21 protein-coding genes are annotated in these 22,388 nt (G+C 65.8%); 15 read left to right on the top strand and 6 right to left on the bottom strand.

What is annotated here, in order from left to right; translation table 11 throughout:
• Positions 1-108 precede the first annotated feature (108 nt).
• Together recQ and LPW26_RS08975 are read left to right on the top strand one after the other, a co-directional pair.
• Complete coding sequence (gene recQ / locus LPW26_RS08980; protein WP_238734376.1) at positions 109-1,965, top strand: DNA helicase RecQ; 1,857 nt, start codon at positions 109-111, stop codon at positions 1,963-1,965.
• A 60-nt stretch (positions 1,966-2,025) separates the two neighbouring features.
• Positions 2,026-2,256 (top strand): FmdB family zinc ribbon protein, encoded by a 231-nt coding sequence (locus LPW26_RS08975; protein ID WP_238734375.1) that lies wholly within the window; start codon positions 2,026-2,028, stop codon positions 2,254-2,256.
• A 21-nt stretch (positions 2,257-2,277) separates the two neighbouring features.
• On the opposite strand, the gene LPW26_RS08970 is transcribed toward LPW26_RS08975, so the two are convergent.
• Positions 2,278-2,568, bottom strand: coding sequence for a DUF3551 domain-containing protein (locus tag LPW26_RS08970; protein ID WP_238734374.1), 291 nt, complete (start codon positions 2,566-2,568; stop codon positions 2,278-2,280).
• Positions 2,569-2,997: 429 nt separating this feature from the next.
• On the opposite strand from LPW26_RS08970, the gene LPW26_RS08965 reads away from it, so the two are divergent.
• A complete protein-coding gene (locus LPW26_RS08965) occupies positions 2,998-4,584 on the top strand; it encodes an AMP-binding protein (protein WP_238734373.1) in 1,587 nt (528 codons plus the stop codon).
• 144 nt (positions 4,585-4,728) lie between these two features.
• Here the strand turns inward: LPW26_RS08965 and LPW26_RS08960 are convergent, their stop codons facing one another.
• Positions 4,729-5,835 (bottom strand): HD-GYP domain-containing protein, encoded by a 1,107-nt coding sequence (locus tag LPW26_RS08960; protein ID WP_238734372.1) that lies wholly within the window; start codon positions 5,833-5,835, stop codon positions 4,729-4,731.
• Between the two features lie 299 nt (positions 5,836-6,134).
• On the opposite strand from LPW26_RS08960, the gene LPW26_RS08955 reads away from it, so the two are divergent.
• Positions 6,135-6,425, top strand: a complete 291-nt coding sequence (locus tag LPW26_RS08955; RefSeq protein ID WP_238734371.1) for a hypothetical protein — start codon at positions 6,135-6,137, stop codon at positions 6,423-6,425.
• Positions 6,426-6,477: 52 nt separating this feature from the next.
• On the top strand, positions 6,478-7,149 hold the full coding sequence (locus LPW26_RS08950) for a dienelactone hydrolase family protein (RefSeq protein ID WP_238734370.1): 672 nt from the start codon (positions 6,478-6,480) through the stop codon (positions 7,147-7,149).
• Positions 7,150-7,311: 162 nt separating this feature from the next.
• On the opposite strand, the gene LPW26_RS08945 is transcribed toward LPW26_RS08950, so the two are convergent.
• From LPW26_RS08945 to LPW26_RS08935, 3 genes are all read right to left on the bottom strand, one after another.
• Positions 7,312-7,965 (bottom strand): polysaccharide biosynthesis/export family protein, encoded by a 654-nt coding sequence (locus LPW26_RS08945; RefSeq protein ID WP_249785104.1) that lies wholly within the window; start codon positions 7,963-7,965, stop codon positions 7,312-7,314.
• A gap of 166 nt (positions 7,966-8,131) precedes the next feature.
• Positions 8,132-8,788, bottom strand: a complete 657-nt coding sequence (gene msrA / locus LPW26_RS08940; protein WP_238734367.1) for a peptide-methionine (S)-S-oxide reductase MsrA — start codon at positions 8,786-8,788, stop codon at positions 8,132-8,134.
• Positions 8,789-8,928: 140 nt separating this feature from the next.
• Positions 8,929-9,243 (bottom strand): hypothetical protein, encoded by a 315-nt coding sequence (locus LPW26_RS08935; RefSeq protein ID WP_238734364.1) that lies wholly within the window; start codon positions 9,241-9,243, stop codon positions 8,929-8,931.
• 373 nt (positions 9,244-9,616) lie between these two features.
• Here LPW26_RS08935 and rpsT point away from each other — a divergent pair, with 373 nt between their 5' ends.
• The 7 genes from rpsT (at position 9,617) to LPW26_RS08900 (ending at position 18,888) form a co-directional block, all read left to right on the top strand.
• Complete coding sequence (rpsT, locus tag LPW26_RS08930; protein WP_238734362.1) at positions 9,617-9,883, top strand: 30S ribosomal protein S20; 267 nt, start codon at positions 9,617-9,619, stop codon at positions 9,881-9,883.
• Positions 9,884-11,277: 1,394 nt separating this feature from the next.
• Positions 11,278-12,705 (top strand): chromosomal replication initiator protein DnaA, encoded by a 1,428-nt coding sequence (dnaA, locus tag LPW26_RS08925; RefSeq protein WP_238734361.1) that lies wholly within the window; start codon positions 11,278-11,280, stop codon positions 12,703-12,705.
• A 254-nt stretch (positions 12,706-12,959) separates the two neighbouring features.
• A complete protein-coding gene (gene dnaN / locus LPW26_RS08920) occupies positions 12,960-14,078 on the top strand; it encodes a DNA polymerase III subunit beta (RefSeq protein WP_238734360.1) in 1,119 nt (372 codons plus the stop codon).
• 174 nt (positions 14,079-14,252) lie between these two features.
• On the top strand, positions 14,253-15,392 hold the full coding sequence (gene recF, locus LPW26_RS08915) for a DNA replication/repair protein RecF (RefSeq protein ID WP_238734359.1): 1,140 nt from the start codon (positions 14,253-14,255) through the stop codon (positions 15,390-15,392).
• Positions 15,393-15,617: 225 nt separating this feature from the next.
• Positions 15,618-18,059, top strand: a complete 2,442-nt coding sequence (gyrB, locus tag LPW26_RS08910; RefSeq protein WP_238734358.1) for a DNA topoisomerase (ATP-hydrolyzing) subunit B — start codon at positions 15,618-15,620, stop codon at positions 18,057-18,059.
• Between the two features lie 108 nt (positions 18,060-18,167).
• Positions 18,168-18,410, top strand: coding sequence for a hypothetical protein (locus tag LPW26_RS08905; RefSeq protein ID WP_238734357.1), 243 nt, complete (start codon positions 18,168-18,170; stop codon positions 18,408-18,410).
• A gap of 247 nt (positions 18,411-18,657) precedes the next feature.
• Positions 18,658-18,888 (top strand): hypothetical protein, encoded by a 231-nt coding sequence (locus tag LPW26_RS08900; RefSeq protein ID WP_238734356.1) that lies wholly within the window; start codon positions 18,658-18,660, stop codon positions 18,886-18,888.
• Between the two features lie 5 nt (positions 18,889-18,893).
• Here LPW26_RS08900 and hppD read toward each other — a convergent pair whose 3' ends face one another.
• Entirely contained in the window at positions 18,894-20,012 is a 1,119-nt protein-coding gene (gene hppD / locus LPW26_RS08895) for a 4-hydroxyphenylpyruvate dioxygenase (RefSeq protein WP_238734355.1), read from the bottom strand.
• 125 nt (positions 20,013-20,137) lie between these two features.
• Between hppD and LPW26_RS08890 the strand changes: the two genes are divergently transcribed.
• The 3 genes from LPW26_RS08890 (at position 20,138) to LPW26_RS08880 (ending at position 22,384) form a co-directional block, all read left to right on the top strand.
• Positions 20,138-20,614 (top strand): Lrp/AsnC family transcriptional regulator, encoded by a 477-nt coding sequence (locus LPW26_RS08890; protein WP_238734354.1) that lies wholly within the window; start codon positions 20,138-20,140, stop codon positions 20,612-20,614.
• A gap of 163 nt (positions 20,615-20,777) precedes the next feature.
• The gene (paoA, locus tag LPW26_RS08885) at positions 20,778-21,437 is read left to right on the top strand and encodes an aldehyde dehydrogenase iron-sulfur subunit PaoA (protein WP_238734352.1); all 660 of its coding nucleotides are present in this window, start codon (positions 20,778-20,780) and stop codon (positions 21,435-21,437) included.
• Entirely contained in the window at positions 21,434-22,384 is a 951-nt protein-coding gene (locus LPW26_RS08880; RefSeq protein ID WP_238734349.1) for an FAD binding domain-containing protein, read from the top strand. The genes paoA and LPW26_RS08880 overlap by 4 nt, the downstream gene beginning before the upstream one ends.
• Positions 22,385-22,388: the final 4 nt, after the last annotated feature.

Raw genomic sequence — 22,388 nt, 5'->3', positions numbered from 1 at the left:
AAGCGGGAGAGGGAGCGCGCTGCGTGTGGGGAAGCGCACTGCCTCATGGGCAGAATCGGCCGGAATGGGCTATAGCAACCGCATGGCCCCAATCCCCTGCCCGTTCGCATGACCCGTTCCGCACCCCGCGAAACCGACGACGACCTCGACGCACGCATGCTGTCGACGCTGAATCATGTGTTCGGCCTGCCGGGGTTTCGCGGCCAGCAGGAGGCGATCGTGCGGCATGTGGCCGATGGCGGCGATGCGCTGGTGCTGATGCCGACCGGGGGCGGCAAGTCGCTTTGCTATCAGTTGCCGGCGCTGCTGCGCGAGGGCTGCGGGGTCGTGGTGTCGCCGCTGATCGCGCTGATGCGCGACCAGGTCGCCGGGCTGCTGGAATCGGGCGTGCGCGCCGCCGCGCTGAATTCGACGCTGTCCTATGACGAGGCCAATGCGCTCGAGCAGCAATTGCTCAGAGGCGAACTCGATCTGCTGTACGTCGCGCCAGAGCGGCTGCTGACGCCGCGCTGCCTGTCGCTGCTGGCGCGTGCCAAGATCGCGCTGTTTGCGATCGACGAGGCGCATTGCGTGTCGCAATGGGGGCACGACTTCCGGCCCGAATATGTCGGCCTGTCGGCGATCGCCGAGAAATTCCCGACCGTGCCGCGGATCGCGCTGACCGCCACGGCCGACGCGCTGACCCGCCGCGAAATCGCCGAGCGGCTGTCGCTGACGGATGCGCCTTGCTTCGTGTCGAGTTTCGACCGGCCCAACATCCGCTACAGCATCGTCGACAAGCAGAACGCGCCGGCGCAGCTCAAGGCGTTCATCGCCGACAAGCATGTCGGCCATTCCGGCGTGGTGTATTGCCTGTCGCGCGCCAAGGTCGAGGACGTGGCCGATACGCTGTGCAAGGCCGGCATCCATGCGCTGCCGTATCACGCCGGCCTGCCTGCCGAGATTCGCGCCCGCAACCAGGACCGCTTCCTGAGCGAAGACGGCGTGGTGATCGTCGCCACCATCGCGTTCGGCATGGGCATCGACAAGCCGGACGTGCGCTTCGTCGCGCATCTCGATCTGCCCAAGAGCATCGAGGCCTACTACCAGGAGACTGGCCGCGCCGGCCGCGACGGCAAGCCGTCGGAAGCGTGGATGGCTTACGGCCTCAGCGACATCGTGCAGCAGCGCCGGATGATCGACGAGAGTACCGGCTCGGACGCGTTCAAGCGCGTCTCGATGGGCAAGCTCGACGCGCTGGTGGGGCTGTGCGAATCCACCAGCTGCCGCCGCACGCGGCTGCTCGGCTATTTCGGCGAAGCCTCGGCGCATGAGAATTGCGGCAATTGCGACAACTGCCTGACGCCGCCCAAGGTCATCGACGGCACCGTGGCAGCGCAGAAGCTGTTGTCCTGCGCCTATCGCACCGGGCAACGGTTCGGCGCGCAGCATCTGATCGACGTGCTGCTCGGCCGGCTGACCGAGCGCGTCGGCCAATTCGGCCACGACAAGCTGTCGGTGTTCGGCATCGGCAGCGAATTCAACGAAAAGCAATGGCGCGCGGTGATCCGGCAGCTGGTGTCGCTCGGCCATCTGGCGCCGGACAGCGAGGCGTTCGGCGCGCTGAAGTTCACCGAGAGTTCGCGCGCGGTGCTGAAGGGCGACGCCCAGGTGATGCTGCGCGAACAGACCGGCGGCCGGCCGCCCCGCGCCAAATCGCGCCGCGGCGATCTGGTCGGCGCACCGCCGCGCGAGACCTCCGGCGATCCGGAGCTGTTCGCGGCCCTGAAGGCGTGGCGCTCAGAGGTGGCGAAGAGCCGCGGCGTGCCGGCCTATGTGGTGCTGCACGACGCCACCATGGACGGCATCGCGGCGGTGCGGCCGCGCACGCTCGACGAACTGCGCGGCATCCCCGGCATCGGCGACAAGAAGCTGGAGATTTACGGCGCGGCGCTGCTGGCGGTGATCGGCGGCACGCAGCGCTAGTGCAATCCACTGGTCCGGATCCTGCAAAGCCCGCCCTGAACGGCTTCAGGAGACGCGGCGATGCCGCTTTACGGTTTTCATTGTGGGAAATGCGACACGGATAGCGAACTGCTGGTCGGCTTTGCCGACAAGCCGCGCTGCCCGCATTGTCATAGCCGCAACAAGATGGAGCGGCTGGTGTCGCGCCCGGCGCCGCCCGGCAAGAGCAAGGGCACGATCCAGGCCGCCCGCGCGCGGGCTGCGCGCGAGGGCCATCTTTCCAACTACAGCCGCAAAGAGCGCGGTGGCTGAGCGACGGATAGACCGTTCGGATCAGTAATCGCCATAACCGCTGGCGGGGGCGTAACCGTAGGCGTCGTACGGGCTGTCATAGCCGCCGCCGCGTGCAAAGTAGCGCGGGTTGGCGACGCAATTGCCGCCGGTGCCACGCGCCGAATAGGTGCAGGACGCAAAGGTGGGGTAGCTGCAGTCGCCCGGATAGCCCTGCAGCGCACCCTGCTGGCAATACGGATATTCGACCGCCGCGGCGGCGGGCTTTGCGGTAACGAGTTGGGTTGCGCCGAATGCACCGAGCGCCACAGCAGCCAGAGCCAAAGATTTCATCGTGCAATCTCCTTCGTCGTTGATCCGTCGACCGTGTCGACATTGGCGAGCCAACGGTGCGATGCAGCGAACGTTCCGGGTTTTGGGTCACGAAGCGTTGTCGCAGGGCGCGCCAGCCGCTCGCGCCGCCGCGATCTGCGGTCGCGGCGCGAAACTAATCGTTCGTGCCCCGGACGCTGCGCAGCGCGCCGCTCTGGCGGCGTGGTGCGCTTCAGAGCGGGGGTCACGGTTTGCCTTAGTGCCGCAAAGAAACCGGGGTCACGGATCTGCGAGGCGGCACTGCGTGCCGCCTCGCGTCCGGGACACGGAGCTGAATTGCGCGACGTGGCGGCGGGTGGCACAAGGGGGCCGCTACCAAACAACAGACGCGCGATCGCGCCGCGGCCAATTGCCGCCGTGCGGAAAGCGCCGCAGCAAGGGAGAGAAGCAATGCCGCATCCGATCGAAGCGCCCGGCGTGGTCGGTCCGTTCGCCGGACTGGACGTACCGTGGCTGCTGCGGCTGCACGCGCAGACGCGGCGCGACCATCCCTTCATCATCTGGGCGCCGTTCGACGCCCCGGCGCGGGTGTGGAGCTACGGCGAATTCCACGAGCGGGTCGGCGCGCTCGCCGCCGGCCTCGTGGCACGCGGCGTCAAGCCGGGCGACGCGGTGCTGATCCATCTGGATAATTGCGCGGAGTTTCTGCTGAGCTGGTTCGCCTGCGTCGAGCTCGGCGCGCTGGCGGTGACCACCAACACCCGCTCGGCCGCCGCCGAGATCGAATACTTCGCGGGTCACTGCGGCGCCGTCGCCGCCATCACCCAGCCGGCCTATGCCGATCTCGTGTCGGCGAACTGCAAGGGGCTGCGCTGGATCGCTGTGATCTCGCACGATCCGGGCTCGCCGCTGCCGGCCCAGCCGGTCGCCAAGGCGGACTCATTCGAGAACCTGTTCGGCGACAGCGCGAACCGGCCGCGCCGCGCCACCGATCCGTTCGCGCCGTGCAGCGTGCAGTACACCTCCGGTACGACGTCGCGGCCGAAGGCGGTGCTGTGGACCCACGCCAACGCGCTGTGGGGCGCCAAGATCAACGCCGCGCACCAGACGCTGCGCGCCGACGACGTGCATCTGGCCTACCTGCCGCTGTTCCACACCAATGCGCTGGCCTATTCGATGCTGGCGAGCCTGTGGGTCGGGGGGACCTGCGTGGTGCAGCCGCGGTTCTCGTCGAGCCGGTTCTGGAAGGTCTCACTGGAGCATCGCTGCACCTGGAATTCCAACATCGCGTTCTGCCTGAAGGCGCTGATGGACCAGGAGACGCCGAAGGATCACAGCTTCCGGCTGTGGGGCACGGCGGTGGCCGATCCGCCCGTGTTCAGGAACTTCGGCATCAAGATCATCGGCTGGTGGGGCATGACCGAGACCATCACCCACGGCATCATCGCCGAGGCCGATCAGCCGAACACCCCGATGACGATCGGACGCGCCGCGCCGGAATACAGCCTGCGCATCGTCGGTGACGACGGCGCGCCGACCCAGGTCGGCGATACCGGCAACCTGCTGATCAAGGGCGTGCCCGGCCTGTCGCTGTTCAAGGAGTATCTGCACAACGAGCAGGCGACCCGCGACAGCTTCGATGAGCACGGTTACTTCATCACCGGCGACCGCGTCACGCTGCTGGAGCACGGCGCCATCAAGTTCGGCGACCGCGCCAAGGACATGCTCAAGGTCGGCGGCGAGAACGTCGCGGCGTCCGAGATCGAACAGGTGGTGATCACCGTGCCGGGCGTGCGCGAAGCCGCGGTGGTGGCCAAGAAGCACCCGATGCTCGACGAAGTGCCGGTGGTGTTCGTGATCCCGCAAGCCGGCGTCGCCGGGGCGCCGCCGGATTTTGCCGACCGCATCGCCGCCGCCTGCGCGGCCGCGCTGGCCGACTTCAAGCGCCCGCGCGAAATCCGCCTGGTCGACGACATGCCGCGCTCGACGCTGGAGAAAGTGGCGAAGGCGGAGCTGCGCAAGCTGCTGGCGGAGTAAGCGCGACGCCGCGCCCGTAGGGTGGGAAAAGCGCAGCGTGCCCACCGGCCTCGCATCAAGTTGACGGTTTGAATCACGCGTGGGCACGGCGCTACGCGCCTTTGCCCACCCTACAAGTGATCCCCCGTCATTCCGGGGCGTGAACTACCCGCCCAGTGCGACCGGACGGAAGGCTTGCAGCAGGCGCTGGTCGATCTTGTCGCCCAGCGCTTCCATCGCCGAGAAGGCGGGCAGCGGCAGCAGCGACAGGTGGTTCTTGCGCTGCGCAACCAGCGACGTGAAGATGTCGACGATGGTGGTGATGCGGACGATGTCGCTGATCTGGTCGCCGTGCAGCGCGTCCGGATAGCCGGAGCCGTCGAGCAGCTCGTGATGGTGAAGCACGACCTCGAGCGTCTCGCGCGGAAACGTCCCCTCGGCGGCGAGCGCGTCGTAGCCGAGCCGCGGGTGCTCGCGATATTTGCGAAGCCGCTCGCCCGCCAGACCATCGACATGGTCGAGCAGTGCGACATCGACGAATGCCTTGCCGACGTCGAACAGCAGCGCCGCGCGCGTCAACCGACGCTGATCTTCCTCGCGCATGCCGAGATGCTGCGCGAACGCCACCGCATAGCCGGTGGCGAACAGCGCCAGCCGGTAGCTCTCATTGTGATGGCGGCCGACGGCAATGAGCCATTCGCGTAGCGAGCCGCGTTTGATCGCCCTGAGGATCGGCGTTTCGGCTTGCTGGACGTCGTCATAGGTCAGCGGCCGGCCGGCCGGCAGCCGCTCGAACATCTTGACCAACACGCCGTGCGCAGCGGCGACGCCTTTCGTCACCGCCGCGGCGCGCGCGTCGGCAGAGGTTTCGGACGCGTCGGGGAATGCCGCGCGGATCCGCGCCAGCAGGTCGCGGGCGTCGAACGGGCGCGCGATTGTATCAGTCGCGCCGAGTGCCCAGGCCTGCATCGAGCCGTGGTGCAGTTCGTCGGCGAGCACGAACAGCCGCGGAAACGATTGATAGCCGCCGCGGAGTAGCTTGCGTCGCACCGCCTGCACGCTTTCGGCCGACCGTAGATTGATATCGACGACGATACCGGACAGATCGTGCGCTGGCGCATCCGGAAGCTGCACGGTGGCAATGATCTGCACCTCGGCGACGCCGCTCAGGATCCGCGCCAGATCTGCACTGAGGTCGCGGCGATCGGACGCCAGCAAGAGCCTGCGTCGCGGCTCGGTTTCGGGCTCAGCTTGTCGGGCGGCAGCATTCATGAATCACCAATCCGAAGGGTACGCACGTCTGTCTCACCCCTAACGGGAAATTGATTCCCACTGCTTAATGGGCATTCTTAACACCGCATGTATTTTTGCTCCGGATTTGCCAAGCATTGTCAGAAAACTCCGAGCCTGCTCTCGGCATTGCACTGCGAAAGGTTTATGCTGAGGCGAACCGGGGGATATCGATGTCACATAGCGTACAGAACGGTCGCGATGTCGAAATATCCCGACCTCGGACACTCGTCGCCTTTGCAAGGCTTGCGAGCGTCCTCACGGTATGCGGGCTGGCGCTGATGGCAGCACCCGGCGCAGAGGCGCAGCGGATCGAACCGCCGTCATTCACCGCAACGCTGTCCAACACCACGCCATTGGCTTTCGGCATGGATGCGGTCACCGCGGCGCACGCCCTCGGCACGCCGCTCAACTACATCAGCGGCCGTCCGGGCGACGAGATGTTCCTGGCGATCCGGAACGCCGGCGGCAGTGGGTTTTTCGATCGCCGCGACCGGCTGTTTCTGCAATTTCGCCACGGCCGCCTGACCGGCTGGAAAGGCGACTGGGGTCGCAATTGGATGTGGCAGTAGCCGCATTCGCTCCACACCATCACTTCTATCACCACCAACACAGGGGTTGCTCGTGGGACACGACATCACGCTGACGGCTGACGACGGATTTCAACTCGGTGGCTATCGCGCCGATCCCGCCGGGGCTGCTGCCGCTTCGGTGGTGGTGATCCAGGAAATCTTCGGCGTCAATCACCACATCCGCGCGGTCTGCGACCGCTTCGCCGCGCAAGGCTATCGGGCGATCGCGCCGGCGATCTTCGATCGCATCGAGCGCAATTTCCAGAGCGGCTATTCGCCGGAGGACGTCGCCGTGGCCCGCAAGTTCGTGGAGAACCCGGACTGGGACGCGATGCTGCGCGACGTCAAGGCGGCGATCGATGCCGTCAAGGCCGAGGGCCCGGTCGGCATCATCGGCTATTGTCTCGGCGGCAGCGTCGCCTACCTGGCGGCGGCGCGACTCGAGGGAGTGAGTGCCGCGATCGGCTATTACGGCGGCGCCATCGTGCGCTTCGCCGACGAAGCCCCGAAGGCGCCGACCCAGCTGCATTTCGGCGAAAAGGATTCGGGCATTCCGCTCGCCGACGTCGAGGCCATCCGCAGCAAGCGGCCGGAGGTCGACATCCACGTCTACCTCGAAGCCCAGCACGGCTTCAGCTGCGACGAACGCGCCAGCTTCGACAAGCAAAGCTCCGACCGCGCCTGGCAGCGCAGCCTGGATTTCTTCGGCACGTATTTGAAGTAAGCGACTTGGCGCGACAAGCGCCGTCATTGCGAGCGCAGCGAAGCAATCCAGCGCCGAGCCACGCTGGATGCTTCGTCGCTGCGCTCCTCGCGATGACGGAGCGATAGGCTGAGCCGGGCGAGACGACAGGTGATGGGGCGGCGCTGTTACTAACCGCCCGCGCTAGAACCAGCGTTCGCCGACGAGGACGGTGTCGCCCGGACTGAGCGGCGTGGCGAGCGGCACCTGGGCGCGGACCAGCGCGCCGTTTTCCGGATGAGTCAGGATTGCGCCGTCGCGCTTTGCGCGGGGCGTGAAGCCGCCGGCGATCGCGATCGCACTCTCCACCGTCATGTTCGGCACGTAAGGATATTGGCCCGGCGCCAGCACCTCACCGAGGATGAAGAAGGGCCGATAGGATTCGATCTCGACCGCCACCGACGGCTCGCGGATGAAGCCGTTGCGCAGCCGCGCCGTGATCGCGGCGGCGAGGCCGGCGGGGGTGCGGCCGCGCGCCGGCACGCTGCCGATCAGCGGCATGGTGATCGCCCCGGACGCATCGATCGCATACGTGTTGGTGAGCCCTTCCTGGCCGTAGACGACGACGCGCAGCCGGTCGCCGGCGTCGAGCCGATATTCCGGCCGGGGTCCAGGACCGCCGGGCGCATACGCGACCGGTCCGGGGCCGATCTGGCCGCTGTAAGCCAGACTGTCGAGCGTATTGCCGGGCTGAACCGCGACCGGCCCCTGCCGCCGCATACACCCGCCCAGCACCAGCGCGGCCGTCACGGCAATGATCGACAATCGAAACGCACGGTCCACACGCACTGGAGCCATTCCCTCTCCATGAGATGACTCCGTTTATGCCCCGTTAGGGTTAACAAACTCTTGGCAGTTGCTATCGGTTTGCCGATGCCAAGCTCTCAATGCGCTTACGCCGCTCTCCCGCACCCCCGCCGCAGCAGGCCCCCTCTCCCGCTTGCGGGAGAGGGGGCGCCGGTGATCAGGCGGGCACGCCGATGCCGACCGGGCAGGACACGCCGGTGCCGCCGAGGCCGCAATAGCCGCCGGGGTTCTTGGCGAGGTACTGCTGATGATAATCCTCGGCGAAGTAGAACTCGCCGGCCGGCGCGAGTTCGGTGGTGATGGGACCGAACCGCTTGGCGCCGAGCGCCTGCTGATACGCCTCGCGCGATGCCTTCGCGGCTTGCGCCTGATCGTCGCCGAACGTGTAGATCGCCGAGCGATATTGCGAGCCGACGTCGTTGCCCTGGCGCATGCCCTGGGTCGGGTCGTGACTCTCCCAGAACGTCTTCAGCAGCGTCTCGTAGGAAATCTTGGTCGGATCGAACACCACCAGCACCGCTTCGGTGTGGCCGGTCCGACCGGAGCAAACCTCCTCATAGGTCGGGTTCGGCGTGTAGCCGCCGGCATAGCCGACCGCCGTGGTGTAGACGCCCTCACCGAGCTCCCAGAATTTCCGCTCGGCGCCCCAAAAGCAGCCGAGCCCGAACACGGCCTGCTGCAGCCCTTCGGGATACGGCGGCTGGATCTGATGGCCGTTGACGAAATGGCTGCGCGCCGTGGGGATCGGCGTGGCGCGGCCCGGCAGCGCTTCGCTGGCGCTGGGCATCGTGGTCGACTTGCGCATGAAGAACATGGACACCTCCCGGCGCTGCGCGCTGATCGCGCCGAACGCCTATTGCACGATGAGCACCGGCCCGGCTCTCCCGGCCACGACAGGTTCTCAACTAGACTGCAATATAGGTATCGAGGCGCCGAACGTCAGGTTTCGCCACGTCAGTCGCGCGCGTAACCGATCAACGGCTTGCGCGGCCGGAACAGCAGCATCAGCAGCAGGCCGAGGATGCCCAGCACCGCGAAGGTCGGCTGCGCCAGCAGCAGCCGAACGCCGTCCCAGGCCGCCGGCGCCGACTGCTCGACCCACAACCGGAACGCGTTCTGGCTGGACTGGTGGACGTCGTTCCAGAACTCGCCGAGGCGGGTCAGCTGCAACGTGCTGTCGGCCACCGAGCGCGCGCCGTCATAGACCAGGAAGATGAACCCTCCGGTCAGCAGCAAAAGTCCGATCAATCGAAAGAACCCGCGGATCATCGTCCACCCCGATGGAATTCACCGCCCCCGCTCCGCATCTACCGGGCGATCGCACAAAACACAACCTCGCCAGCATCTTATACAAGGTGGGGCGGCGATTCGGGGCGCCCTTCCGCAGGCCACTCGGCGTAAACCCGGCAAAACCGGCAGCCGTGACCGTTGACGCTGGAAAGCGGTGGCTTTATAAGGCCCGCAATGGCGGTGGGGGTCTTCCCGGCCGCCGATCGTCTTTGAAGCAGCGCGACGTTTTTGTCGACGGGCTTTGGGGGCAATCTTCAGGACATCCGGAACACACGGCGAGGCTCCGATCAGCGGCGGCTTCACCATCAGCCCGGCCCTCCGCATCGGAGGCCGCTGCAGGATTTGAGAGAACATGGCCAATACGTCTTCCGCGAAGAAAGCGACCCGCAAGATTGCCCGGCGCACCGCGGTCAACAAGTCGCGCCGCACCCAGATGCGCGGTACGGTCCGGACCGTCGAAGAAGCGATCGCCAGCGGCGACCGCGATGCCGCGCTGAAGGCGATGGCCAATGCAGAGCCGGCGCTGATGCGCGCCGCGCAGCGCAACATCATCCATCGCAACACCGCGAGCCGGAAGGTGTCGCGTCTGGCCAGCCGCATCGCGCAGCTCGGCAAGTAATTCTCACGTTCCAATCGTGACTCGAATGCCCGGCTTGGCCGGGCATTTTTTGTGGCCGGTGTGGCCGGCTGTTGTATGACCGGCGAAGCCGGATGTAGTGCGCCCGGCTCTGCCGGGTTTTTTTGTGCGCGGCATCGCCAGCGCCAGCATCGCGCACACTGCGGCCGCGCCCTGCGAGAGAACATCCGACTTGTCGCTCAGGCCTCCGCTGCAGCAGACGACCTGACGCGCGTCGTGACGAACGCGCACTAATCATTTCGATGCGCGCCTCTCAGTGAGCGCGTGTACGTCATCGCCCCAATCGCAACGTCATGGTCGCCGCACGCGTTGAACCCACCGCGCTGTCTGGCCGCACGCTAAGAGCGCGTGTCACACAACCCGAGGGCTGTCACAGCGATGACAGAAAGCGTTGCAGCACAGCGGCAACTCGAACTGAACAAAATCGCACAGCAAGACGTCGTCGCGCGCCTCGGAACTTTACGCAGTGCAATATCGGTGTGGGCTACCCTGCTCCGGCGCACACAAAAATGCACGATCAGCGAGAGACTTAAAGGCAAAGCGAAGAGGAGCACTTTGAAAACGCCATAGCCCGAGCGTCAAAGGTAAAGGATTCATGAAAAACTTTTTGCCGTGCGATCGAATTGTCACGCGTCTTCCGGGCGTCGAATCTGTGCACAGATTCAAAATCTTGCCGCGCAGGCTGTTAGTCGCGTTGGATCGGCATCGCGCCGCTGCCGCCTTCCGCGCCACTACTGACGAATCAATTCCGTTGCGGCCTCCGGGAGGTCGTGTATTTCTTAGATCGCTCGCGACGCCCGCGGCTCTTCAGATCAGCGCGATTTGAGAACCAAGGGCGGGCATGCAGATCGGCGGCGGTATGCGTGTTTGCGGCGTTTTTCAAATGACAGCCGGGTTGTCACTCATAGCGATATGAGACCGGCGAAGCTGTGCCTGACAGCGTGCGAGACGTTCGCTTGCGAACGTGTCGCGTGAACGATGGTGGGCGACATCGACAACCCGGCCGAAGGGAAAACACGCAGCGGCTTGGATGCAGATTTGACTCGACGACATCCTGCCGCGCGTAAGCGCGTCAGGAAGGGGGAGGTTTCATGAGCAACGGATTCACCGGTTCATTTCTGTACGCCGTGCTATCGGCATGTCATTGTCAAACGACTACACCGACTCTCACCAGTCGCTATCGCGCTCGAACTCCGGGGTCTCCGTCGAGTCTGCGCTGACCTGAAGCAATCACGTTCATCGGACCCGGCCTGACGTCGGCACGTTGCCGAACGGCGAACCCGTGTCCCCATTTGCTTCGCGACGCCGTGGCGCGGCGTGAGCTGTCATGCTCCCGCTCGCCGCGTTGACATCACTCAATCTGAAAAGCTGCTGAAATGTCGAATATGGAACATGATCGCTGGTCTCGCGTCAAAGGCCGCCTGCGCACGAGCGTTGGCGAAGACGTGTATTCGAGCTGGTTCGCCCGCATGGACCTCGAAGCCATTCAGCAAGAGAGCGTGCACCTGTCGGTGCCGACGCGTTTTCTGAAGAGCTGGATCCAGACGCACTACTCCGACAAGGTGCTGACCTGCTGGCAGGCCGAGATTCCCGAAGTGAACCGCATCGAAGTGACGGTGCGCTCGCCGATGCGCGCCGCTACGCCCGCAGCCAAGGACGCCGCAGCGCCGGCCGACCATCGCCGCGAGGAGCATCGTCCCGCAGCCGAATTGCGCAGCACCGGCGCGACCGTGCCGGCCGCCTCCAATCACGACGCGCTGGGCGGCTCGCCGCTCGATCCGCGCCTGACCTTTGCGAGCTTCGTGGTCGGCCGCTCCAACACGCTGGCGCATGCCGCCGCCAAGCAGGTGGCCGAAGGCCGCCGCGGCGATCCGGTGATGTTCAATCCGCTGTACATCCATTCCGGCGTCGGCCTCGGCAAGACGCATCTGCTGCAGGCCGTGACCTGGTCCGGCAATGCCGGCACCGAGCGCAAGGTGCTGTATCTGACCGCCGAGAAATTCATGTACGGCTTCGTCGCCGCGCTGAAGACGCAGACCTCACTCGCCTTCAAGGAAGCGCTGCGCGGCATCGACGTGCTGGTGATCGACGACCTGCAGTTCCTGCAGGGCAAGACCACCCAGGCCGAGTTCTGCCACACGCTGAATGCGCTGATCGACGCCGGCCGCCAGGTGGTGGTCGCAGCCGATCGGCCGCCGTCGGATCTCGAAAGCCTCGACGAACGCGTGCGCTCCCGACTCGCCGGCGGCCTCGTGGTCGAGATGGCGACGCTCGGCGAAGATCTCCGCCTCGGCATTCTGAAATCGCGCGTCGTCGCGGCGCGCGCACATCATGCCAGCTTCGACGTCCCGCAGCCGGTGCTCGAGTATCTGGCGCGCAGCATCACGCATAACGGCCGCGACCTCGAAGGCGCGATCAACCGGCTGCTTGCCCATTCGAAGCTCAACGCCCAGCCGGTGACGCTGGAGATGGCCGAGCACGAGGTGCGCGACCTGATCCGCCCCTGCGAGCCGAAGCGGATCAAGATCGAGGACATCCAGCGCATCGTCGCGCGGCAGTACAATGTCAGCCGCTCCGATCTGCTGTCGTCGCGCCGCACCGCCAATGTGGTTCGCCCGCGCCAGGTCGCGATGTATCTGGCCAAGACGCTGACGCTGCGCTCGCTGCCGGAAATCGGCCGCCGCTTCGGCGGGCGCGACCACACCACCGTGTTGCATGCCGTGCGCAAGATCGAAGGACTGGTGTCCAAGGACACCACGCTGTCCGACGAGGTGGAATCGCTGAAGCGCCAGCTCCAGGAATAAGCTGCTCCCGTGCAGCGGCGCGGCCCGCCCCTAAAGGCGGGCCGTTCGGCGGGAAAATCGGGGAAATTCCGGCGCGTGCCGCCGGCGCACCCTTGCGTCCGCCAGCTTAACACGCCACCTTGCGCTCCCCCTGCGGGGTCGGGCGACATCCCGCAGGGTTCTCGTGCCGTGGCGCCGTTTCCGGCCGCCCGGCTCCTCCATACCTCCGGGGACTCCATCGCGACGATGCGGGTACGGATCAGGCGGGTTGTGTCATGAAGGTCACGGTCGAACGCGCGCAATTGTTGAAGTCGCTGGGCCACGTTCACCGCGTGGTCGAGCGCCGCAACACCATTCCGATTCTCGGCAACGTGCTGGTGCGCGCCGAAAGCAACCAGCTCGCGCTCAAGGCGACCGATCTCGACTTGGAAGTCACCGAAACGCTGCCGGCGGAAACCGCGACCGCGGGGTCGACCACCGTGCCGGCCCACATGTTCTACGACATCGTCCGCAAGCTGCCGGACGGTTCGCAGATTGTGCTGGAGACCGACGGTGATCGCTCGGTGCTGGCAATCCGCGCCGGACGTTCGCGCTTCACGCTGCAGACGCTGCCGGAAAGCGACTTCCCCGATCTCGCCCCCGGCGAGATGAGCCACTCCTTCGCCGTACCGGCAGCCGACGTGAAGCGGCTGATCGATCGTACGCAATTTGCGATATCGACCGAAGAGACCCGCTACTACCTCAACGGCATCTATCTGCACACCACCGGCTCGACCAAGGACGCCAAGCTGCGCGCGGTCGCGACCGATGGCCATCGTCTGGCGCAGGTCGACCTCGCGCAGCCCGCCGGCGCGGCCGGCATGCCGGGCGTGATCGTTCCGCGCAAGACGGTCGGCGAAGTGCAGCGCCTGATCGAGGACACCGAAGCCGAGATCGGCCTCGAACTCTCGGCCGGCAAGATCCGCTTCACGATCGGCAACGTCGTGCTGACCTCCAAGCTGATCGACGGCACCTTCCCCGATTACGGCCGGGTGATTCCGCAGAACAACGACAAGGAACTGATCGTCGACAAGAAGGACTTCGAAGCTGCGGTCGACCGCGTCTCGACGATCTCGTCCGAACGCGGCCGCGCCGTGAAGCTGGCGCTGTCGGCCGGCAAGCTGGTGCTGTCGGTGACCAATCCGGATTCCGGCAGCGCCACCGAAGAGCTCGAGGTCGAGTACGCGTCCGACCCGCTCGATATCGGCTTCAACTCCCGCTATCTGCTCGACATCGCCGCCCAGATCGAAGGCGAAGTCGCCGTGCTGCGTCTCGCCGACCCCGGTTCCCCGACCCTGATCCAGGACCGCGACGCCAAGACGGCGCTCTACGTGCTGATGCCGATGCGGGTGTAGGGTAACTCGTCTCAACACCATCGTCGTCATCGCCCGGCTTGACCGGGCGACCCAGTATTCCAGAGCTTCGCGGCCACCAAGGAACGCTCTGGAATACTGGGCCCTCCGCTTTCGCGGAGGGTGACGGCCGTGCAAGCTGCAGCGGCTCGCAACTCCCTCAGCGCAGACCATGGTATGACCGCCTCCCGCATCACCCGCCTGTCGCTGACGCACTTCCGGAGTTATCGCGCGGCGGCGATGACGACGGATGCCGAGCGCGTGGTGCTGGTCGGGGCGAACGGGGCCGGCAAAACCAATTGCCTGGAGGCGATCTCGTTTCTGTCGCCGGGGCGGGGGCTGCGGCGGGCGACGCTGGACGATGTCGCCGACAATGAGGGCGACGGCTCCTGGGCGGTGTCGGCCGAGGTCGAGGGCGCGCTTGGTCTTGCCACGCTCGGCACCGGGATCGATCCGCCGCGCGCCGACGCGCCGATGTCGCGGCGCTGCCGGATCGACCGCGAGCCGGTCGGCTCGGCCACCGCATTCGGCGATCACCTGCGCATGGTGTGGCTGACGCCGGCGATGGACGGGCTGTTCATGGGCGCGGCTTCCGAACGGCGGCGGTTCTTCGACCGGCTGGTGCTGGCGATCGACAGCCAGCATTCCGGCCGCGTCTCGGCGCTCGACCGCAGCCTGCGGTCGCGCAACCGCCTGCTGGAAGATTATCGCAACGCCGACTCGCATTGGCTCGATGCGATCGAGCGCGAGACCGCGGAACTCGCCGTCGCGGTGGCGGCGATGCGCGGCCAGACCGCGACGCGGCTCGCGGCGATGCTCGATGCTCGCGGCGCGGCCTCGGCGTTTCCCTCGGCAAAGATCATGCTCGACGGCTGGATGGAGAGCGCGCTGCTCACCGAACCCGCCACCACGGTCGAGGATCGCTACCGCCAGGTGCTGCGCGACAGCCGGCCGCGCGACGCTGCCGCCGGCCGCACCCTCGATGGCCCGCATCTGACCGATCTCGACGTTTTGTACGCACCGAAGGCAATGCCGGCCCGCGACGCCTCGACCGGCGAGCAGAAGGCGCTGCTGATCGGCCTGGTGCTGGCGCATGCGCAGCTGGTCTCGGAAATGACCGGCATCACCCCGCTGCTGCTGCTCGACGAGGTGGTGGCGCATCTAGACCCGGGCCGCCGCGCGGCGCTGTTCGACGAACTCGCGCGGCTCGGCGCGCAGGTCTGGATGACCGGCGCGGACCCCGCGGCGTTCGCCGAGATCGGCGCGGGCGCACAGATTTTCACCGTCGAATCCGGCCGCATCACGCCGCAGAAATGAGCACGGCAAGGCCGTGGCCGCAGCCGGAACCAGCGGTTCCGCAACGCGTTCGCGCAGCCGTCGAAACGGCCGTTTGGCGGCTTGCGAATCGAAGAAAAAATCCTATCTCTTCAATAACTTGCAACGGGCTACTTTGGGCTAGGCGCGCCCGGCCTTTCGTGGCACAAAGGACGCCTCATCGCGCGCCCGCAAGCCGATTCGATTTCACCCTTCAAAGGTTGTTGCATGACTGAACCCGCCCGGCAGCCGATCGCCGAAACCCCGTCGCCCGTTCCGGCCGAATACGGCGCGGAATCGATCCGGGTGCTGAAGGGGCTCGACGCCGTGCGCAAGCGGCCCGGCATGTATATCGGCGACACCGACGACGGCAGCGGCCTGCACCACATGGTGTACGAAGTCGTCGATAACGCCATCGACGAGGCGCTCGCCGGCCACGCCAGCGCGGTCGAAGTCATCCTCAATGCCGACGGCTCGGTGACGGTGCGCGACGACGGCCGCGGCATCCCGGTCGACATCCACAAGGGCGAAGGCATCTCGGCGGCCGAGGTCATCATGACCCAGCTCCACGCCGGCGGAAAATTCGACCAGAACTCCTACAAGGTCTCCGGCGGTCTGCACGGCGTCGGCGTCTCGGTGGTCAACGCGCTGTCGAGCAAGCTGATCCTGCGCGTCTGGCGCAACGGCAAAGAGCACATCATCGAGTTCGCCCATGGCGACGCGGTGGCGCCGCTGAGCGTCGTCGGCGACGCCAACGGGCGGCGCGGCACCGAGGTGACGTTTTTCGCATCACCGGAAACGTTCACGCACATCGAATATGACTTCGCTACGCTCGAGCACCGGCTGCGCGAACTCGCCTTCCTGAATTCCGGCGTCAACATCCTGCTGTCCGACCTGCGCCACGCGGTCGAAAAGCGCGAGGAGATGCGCTACGAGGGCGGCGTCACCGAATTCGTCAAGTATCTCGACCGCAACAAGAAGCCGATCGTGCCGGAGCCGATCGTCGTTGGCGCCGATCTCAACGGCATCACGGTCGAAGCCGCGCTATGGTGGAACGATACGTACCACGAGAACGTGCTGTGCTTCACCAACAACATCCCGCAGCGCGACGGCGGCACGCATCTGGCCGGCTTCCGCGCCGCGCTGACGCGGCAGGTCAACGGCTACGCGGATAGCAACGCCAAGAAGGAAAAGATCGCGCTGACCGGCGACGATTGCCGCGAAGGCCTCACCGCGGTGCTGTCGGTGAAAGTGCCGGATCCGAAATTCTCGTCGCAGACCAAGGACAAGCTGGTGTCCTCGGAAGTGCGCCCGGTGGTCGAAAACGTGCTCAACGAGGCGCTCGCCGCCTGGTTCGAGGAGCACCCGTCCGAGGCCAAGACCATCGTCGGCAAGGTGATCGAAGCCGCCGCCGCCCGCGAAGCGGCGCGAAAGGCGCGCGAACTGACGCGGCGCAAGGGCGCGCTCGACATCGCCTCGCTGCCTGGCAAGCTCGCCGACTGCCAGGAGCGCGATCCGTCGAAATCCGAACTGTTCATCGTCGAGGGTGACTCGGCCGGCGGAAGCGCCAAGCAGGGCCGCAACCGCGAATTCCAGGCCGTCCTGCCCCTCCGGGGCAAGATCTTGAACGTCGAGCGCGCGCGCTTCGACAAGATGCTGAGTTCCGAGCAGATCGGCACGCTGATCACCGCGCTCGGCACCGGCATCGGCCGCGACGATTTCGACATCGCCAAACTGCGCTACCACAAGATTATCCTGATGACCGACGCCGACGTCGACGGCGCGCACATCCGGACTTTGCTGCTGACGTTCTTCTTCCGGCAGATGCCGGCGCTGATCGACGGCGGCTTCCTCTACATCGCCCAGCCGCCGCTCTACAAAGTCACGCGCGGCAAGTCGGAGCAGTATCTCAAGGACGAGCGCGCGCTCGAGGACTACCTGATCTCGACCGGCCTCGACGACTGCGTGTTCAAGCTTGCCAACGGCTCGGAACGCGGCGGCCGCGACCTGTTGGCGCTGGTCGAGGACGCGCGCGCGATCCGCTCGACGCTGCACAATCTGCACAGCCGCTACAACCGCAGCGTGGTCGAGCAGGCGGCGATCGCAGGCGTGCTCACCCCCGAGATCAGCAAGGATGTCGCGACCGCCACCGAGGCTGCCGCCTACATCGCGCGCCGACTCGACGTGCTGGCCGACGAAGTCGAACGCGGCTGGATCGGCCGCTTCACCGAGGGTGAAGGCTTCCACTTCGAACGCACCGTGCGCGGCGTCAAGGACGTCGCGATGATCGACGACGCCCTGCTCGGCTCCGCCGACGCCCGCAAGCTCGACGAATACGCCGCCGTGCTGCAGGAGGTCTATCCGCGTCCCGGCGTGCTGCGCCGCAAGGACGCCGAGACGGCGATCCACGGCCCGGTCAGCCTGTTCGAGGCGGTCACCGACGCCGGCCGCAAGGGCATCGCACTGCAGCGTTACAAAGGCCTCGGCGAAATGAACCCGAGCCAGCTCTGGGAAACCACGCTCGACACCAACGCCCGCTCGCTGCTGCAGGTGAAGGTCCGCGAAGTCGACGAAGCCGACGACATCTTCACCAAGCTGATGGGCGACGTCGTCGAACCCCGCCGCGAATTCATCCAGGAGAATTCTCTGCAGGCAACGGTGGACGTGTAGGGGCTGGCACGAAGGAAGGCAGACAACCGGACGTTCGGTTGTCTTCCGAGCGAGACCGGCACGGTCTATGATGGGCGGCCGTTCCCGCGGCTGTTCGGAGATACGAGCATGGTCGACATCACGGTGCATCTCGACGAAGAGCTGTATGACAAGGCATCGCGCGTCGCTCGCCTCGACAGCGTCAGCGTGCAGCAGCTAGTCGAAGACGCGGTCAAGCGACATCTCGACTATGTCGAGACGGTCGAGGATTTCTCCAAGATGGCGCCGCTTTCGCTCGCCGACTACGAGCTGGTGCGCGACGCCGACGAGAGCGATGTCGATTTCGACGCGAGACGTGCTCTGTTTCGATGAGCGGCGCGATGACTACGCCCTTTCGTCGCGGCGATATGGTGTGGAGCTACTTCCCGTTTGCTGAAGCTCCCGACACCCCGGCGATCGTCCGGCACGCGGCTGTCATCGTCGGCGTTTTCTCGGCCAATGATGCTGCACGACTAGCCGGCCGATCCGCGCCGGCCTATGGCGCCGCAGTCGCCGTCTACACCTCGTCTCAGATTCGAAAGTTTGGCGACCGGCTGCCGATCGGGTCGTTGGGGTCGGCGTGGACAGGGCACGGCAAAACAACAACACGCGAGCATTCTTCATCGATACGCGCGTGCGGGCGTACCTTCCGATTCACGAGGCTTTTTTCCCCGACATCGATACGCCTCATCACGGCGTGATCGCATCGATCGACCAAGGGCTTTTCAAGCGTGTGGTCGAGGAGTTCGCCCGCGTCAACGAGCGAGCGCCCGAACAGATCGTTACGCTCGGCCCGTTGCGGCCACGCTGAGCGCGCTACGCCGCCTCCCCGGCTTTCAGCACACCACGGCGGATCTGGTCTTCTTCGATCGACTCGAACAGCGCCTTGAAGTTGCCTTCGCCGAAGCCGTCGTCGCCCTTGCGCTGGATGAATTCGAAGAAGATCGGGCCGATCGCGTTGGCCGAGAAGATCTGCAGCAGCACCTTGGTCTGGCCGCCGTCCACAACGCCTTCGCCGTCGATCAGGATGCCATTCTGCTGCAGCCGCGCAATGTCCTCGCCGTGCTTCGGCAGCCGCGCGTCGATCTTTTCGAAATACGTCTGCGGCGGTGACGGCATGAACGGCAGGCCGCTCGCGCGCAGGCTCTCGACGGTGCCGTAGATGTCGCGGCAGCCGCAGGCGATGTGCTGAATGCCCTCACCGCGATACAGCGTCAGATACTCCTCGATCTGCCCGGCATCGCCAGCGTCTTCATTGATCGGAATCCGGATCTTGCCGTCCGGGCTGGTCAGGGCGCGTGAGAACAGGCCGGAGGCGCGGCCTTCGATGTCGAAGAAGCGGATCTGCCGGAAATTGAACAGCTTGGCGTAGAACCCGGTCCACACGTCCATGCGGCCGCGATGCACGTTGTGGGTGAGATGATCGAGGTAGTAGAGGCCAGCGCCTGCGGGCCGGGCGTCGCGCGCACCGGTCCACTCGAACTCGGCGTCGTAGGCCGAGCCCTTGGCGCCATAGCGGTCGACGAAATACAGCAGGCTGCCGCCGATGCCCTTGATGACCGGGACGTCGAGCGTCGCCTGCGCGGGCGTGACACCGGCCGGCTCGGCGCCGAGCGCGATCGCACGCTCATAGGCCTGCCTGGCATCGACGACGCGGAACGCCATCGACGGCGCGCACGGCCCGTGCGCGGCAACAAAGTCGGTGCCGTGGCTGCCGGGCTGCTCGTTGACCAGATAGTTGACGTCGCCCTGGCGATACACCGAGATCGCCTTGCTGCGATGCTTCGCCACCAGGCTGAAGCCCATCAGCCGGAACAGCGCGTGGAGCTGCGCCGGATCGGGATGCGCGAATTCGACGAACTCGAAGCCATCGGTGCCCATCGGATTGTCGGCGCTGATCGTGGCCGGCTGCGCATCGTGCGGAAATGGTCCCATCGGTGGCTCCTCCGTGTTCGATTTGGAGCCGGTATTATTATCCGGCCCGGGCGCAAGGAGCGTGCATACATGCGCCGATTGCGCTAATCTATGCACGATCCACGCATAATTGACGGTTTTGGCGCATGATTTCGATCGATGCTTTCGACCTGAAGATCCTCAGCGCGCTGCAGGACGACGGCCGGCTGACCAATCAGGAACTGGCCGACCGGGTGCAGCTGTCGCCGTCGCAATGCTCGCGGCGGCGGATGCGGCTGGAACAGGACAACATCATCACCGGCTATCGGGCCGAGCTGGCAGCCGACGCGCTGGGGTTCGGGGTCGTCGCCTTCATCCAGATCACGCTGGCGACGCACTCGCCCGACAATTCCAAGAAATTCCGGTCGCTGGTCGGCCGGATCGATGAGGTCCAGGAAGCCTATTCGCTCACCGGGGACTCGGACTACGTCCTCAAGGCCGTGCTGCGCGACCTCAAGGGCCTGTCAGACCTAGTTAATAACGTACTCATGCCGCACCAAAGTGTCGCACATGTGCGCTCGTCGATCGTGCTCGACCGGCTCAAGGAAAGCGCCCGGCTGCCGCTGAAGCAACTCGCCGGTTGAGATACGCGTCATGTGCACGACGATGTGAAGAGCGTGCCGTCGGTATTCGTGAAGTAACTGCACAACGCCAGCATTGCGCATCGATTGACCGCCTGCGGCCGGAAACTTACGCGCTCGGCGGCGTTCTGCACCGGAACGTTGTCTCCGACGAACGGACCGGCCCATGGTGGAACTCAACGACCTAGAACTTTCCCGGCGGAACCTGCTGCTGGGATCTGCGGCGACGATCGCGCTCGGCGCGAATTCCGGCGCCGCCTCGGCACAACCAACTTCAGCCGGCGCAGCGTCGCCTGCGGCTGAAGCTGCGCCGTCGACCGCGAAGGTCTCGTTCACCGTCAACGGTGCGGCGCGTGATCTCGACATCGATACCCGCACGACCTTGCTCGATGCGCTGCGCGAGCATCTGCATCTCACCGGATCCAAGAAGGGCTGCGATCAGGGCCAATGCGGTGCCTGCACGGTGATCGTGGACGGCCGCCGCATCGCCTCGTGCCTGTCGCTGGCGGTGATGCACGAGGGCGACGAGATCACCACGATCGAAGGCCTCGGCACGCCGGACAAACTGCATCCGATGCAGGCCGCCTTCGTCAAACACGACGGCTATCAGTGCGGCTATTGCACGCCGGGGCAGATCTGCTCGGCGGTCGCCGTGCTCGACGAAGTCAAGGCCGGCATTCCAAGCCACGTCACGGCCGATCTGATGGCCAAGCCCGAGCTCACCAATGACGAACTGCGCGAACGCATGAGCGGCAACATCTGCCGCTGCGGCGCCTATTCCAACATCGCCGAAGCGATCACCGAAGTCGCAGGGAGGCCGGCATGAAGCCGTTTACTTACGAGCGTGCCAAGTCCCCGGCCGAAGCCGCCGCGGCCGCCGCACGGTCACCGAATGCAAAGTTCGTCGCCGGCGGCACCAATCTGCTGGACCTGATGAAGCTGCAGATCGAGGCGCCGCAGCACCTCATCGACGTCAACAATATCGGCCTCGATAAGATCGAAGAGACGAAAGACGGCGGCCTGCGGATCGGCGCGCTGGTGCGCAACACCGATCTCGCCGCCGATATGCGCGTGCGCCGCGACTACGCGGTGCTGTCGCGCGCGCTGCTTGCCGGCGCCAACGGCCAGCTGCGCAACCAGGCGACCACCGCCGGCAATCTTCTGCAGCGAACCCGCTGCCCCTACTTCTACGACACCAACCAGCCGTGCAACAAACGCAGCCCCGGCAGCGGTTGCGGTGCGTTGCAGGGCTACAGCCGTCAGCTCGCAATCATCGGTGTCAGCGATGCCTGCATCGCCACGCATCCGAGCGACATGGCGGTGGCCATGCGGGTGCTCGATGCGACTGTGGAGACCGTCAGCAGCGACGGTGCGACACGCACCATTCCGATGGCCGAGTTTCATCGCCTGCCCGAGGACCGGCCGCAGGACGACACGACGCTGCGTGCGGGCGAACTGATCACCGCGGTGATGCTGCCGAAGCCGGCGGGCGGCACCCATGTGTATCGCAAAGTGCGTGACCGGGCGTCGTTCGCCTTCGCGCTGATTTCGGTCGCGGCGATCGTGCAGCGTGACGGCAGCGGCCGCGTCGCCGTCGGCGGTGTCGCGCATAAGCCGTGGCGTATCGAGGACACCGAGCGCGAGATGCCGCGCGGCGCGCAGGCCGTGACGCGGCGGCTGTTCGACGGTGCGCGGACGACCGAACACAACGCTTTCAAGCTTCCCCTTGTCGAGCGAACGCTGGGCGCCGTGCTGGCCGAAGCGAAAGGCTGATCCC

The organism is Rhodopseudomonas infernalis (assembly GCF_022271405.1).
Lineage (GTDB): Bacteria > Pseudomonadota > Alphaproteobacteria > Rhizobiales > Xanthobacteraceae > Rhodopseudomonas > Rhodopseudomonas infernalis.
The sequence above is the reverse complement of the archived record's forward strand: the minus strand, read 5'-3'. Positions and strand labels throughout refer to the sequence as shown.